Source organism: Vibrio sp. 10N.222.48.A3 (genome assembly GCF_041475345.1).
GTDB classification, from domain to species: domain Bacteria; phylum Pseudomonadota; class Gammaproteobacteria; order Enterobacterales; family Vibrionaceae; genus Vibrio; species Vibrio tasmaniensis_A.
This window is the reverse complement of sequence record NZ_JBFRVX010001022.1, coordinates 1-2,202: the sequence shown is the minus strand read 5'-3', so window position 1 is coordinate 2,202 and position 2,202 is coordinate 1. Positions and strand designations below refer to the sequence as shown.

Genomic DNA, 2,202 nt, shown 5'->3' with positions numbered 1-2,202 from the left:
GTTCTGCACCGTAAGTATATGCTTCATCAACATTATCAACTTTCACATCACCTTTTGATGAAGTCTCCAGTACTTGGAAATTATCATAGTCGTTGTAGAAGACGTTAGTTGTTAACTCAAGTTCATTATCTAGCAGACTATGGCGAGTGAAGAATTCATAGTTCCAAACGTATTCGTCTTCATACGTATATGAAGAAAATGCCCACGTTTTGTTATTGAAGCCAACACCGCCACCTCCAGAGTTAAAGCCCTTAGCTGCTCGGATACCCACGGTTTGATCTGATTCAGGCTTATAGGCAACTTCAAGCTTAGGAAGGAATACATTTGATGTTTCATCATAATCTAAGCCGAAGCGACCCGGGGCAACATAGCGTTTTTTGCTTTCGCGTTCGAATCGCCCTGCCGCTACAACTTCGATGCTCGGCATCACCAAGTACGTCACTTCAGCGAATGCCGACATAGCACGGTTTTTGCCTTCCATTGGTATAGATGACCCAGTCTGTTCAAATACATCATCATCTTCAGATTTGAAGTAGCGTAAACCAAACAAACCAGAAAGATCTTCGCTAAGGGAATCAAATCGAACCAAAGGCTCTATTTGGAACTCATTACCTTTCGATTTGAAATCCTGCTTTCTGCCCGCAGGATCAGTGATTCGATCGTAGGTGCGATCGGTGTAGATCAAATTATTTTCGAACACTAACGTATCTGAGATGTCATAAGATACATCCCAAATGCCGCTTGTTGACTGAGTTTCGTAAACAGCTCTATTGATCTTTGTCTGTTGAGATTCAGATTGAGGTCCAACGGTATCCATATGGGCAATCGTTAACGTGGTTTTGAATCCAGGAAGGCCTGCTGGCTCTAGTAAAAATTTACCGCGAGCTGTCGTCATCTCAATTCGATTAGGGTCACCGACAGGTTCATAGGCAGTAAGGTCTGCATAACTACTGCGTTTTTGTTGATCAACACTCAACCTGAAGGCCAGTTGATCTTCAAGTATTGGCGCTGAGATTACCGCAGCGGTTTGAGAATAGTCTTGCTGACCAATAGCAGCCTTAACTTTGCTCTCAAAATCGTAAGTCGGATCATTGGATTTTAAAACGATAGCACCCGCAGAAGCATTTCGACCTTGGACATAGCTTTGCGGTCCAAGATAAATTTCCGCTTGCTGCATATCCCATAAAGAGCGAGGACCGAACGCGACTTCAGAATAGCTGAGTGAGCGTCCATCAATTGAAAGATTCAATCTTGGCACAGAGCCACCAAAGGCTGCAAGACCACCGAATGAAGGACCTGACCCATCAACACCACGAATCGATGGTAGGTTATTACCCTGACCTGAATCTACAATGTTCGGTGTTAGCTGCAGCAAGTCATCGACCTCAGATGCACCTGGAGTAGTCGCAATACGATCTTCATCATACACATGCACGCTTGAGCCCGTATCATAAATCGAACGTTCTATTTTCTCGCCATACACGGTAACTTCAAAAGTAGTTTTTTCTTCGTTAGCGGTAGTTTCATTATTATTGTTCGTCGCTGCAAAAGCTTGACCACTGACACAAAGTCCCATGATGATTGCAGATAAAGTACGTAGCTTGAATTTGCTATTTCCTAGCTCATTCACTGCCGCGGGGCGTAATGCTGTCATTTAAAATTCTCCTTGATTAAGCATTAACTTTAGGTGGGCTCATGTACGGCATTTATAAGGAAAACTAGGGAAGACATTCAAAGGTTGAAAACGCAACAACTCAAAACGAGTATCAGCTGTACTTCCTTAGCTCCTTATTGACCACTGCTTTAATACATGAGCCAAAATTCCGACTAAAAAACGTCACATTGAACAAGGCCTAAATCACTCAACGAATAAATTGAAAAATGATTTTCCTTTCAATGACCTGACGAATTTTCAACCGTACTTTATCGGTTGCATATTTAAATGTAAAGCATTCTCATTTGATATTGATAATAATTATCATTTTTAACAATTAGCTTGGGTTTGGCATTCTGATTTTTGATGGCTAGAGCACCTAACGAGATGCCCTATTCATAAGGAGGGTTGAAACAAAAATTTAAAAAATAAGACAGCATTAAGCTTATGCAGAATTAATCTAAGACAGAATTTAGAGCTTTAGATAGGTACTTTAGTAAATGATTAGCATGATCTGTTAGTTCATGCAGTTCAAAGAGGCTGCTCTC

General features: G+C 41.4%; 1 protein-coding gene. It reads right to left on the bottom strand.

What is annotated here, in order from left to right:
• On the bottom strand, nucleotides 1-1,654 hold a 1,654-nt coding region (locus AB4653_RS23190), incomplete at its 3' end, for a TonB-dependent receptor (protein WP_372105423.1).
• Between the last annotated feature and the right edge of the window lie 548 nt (nucleotides 1,655-2,202).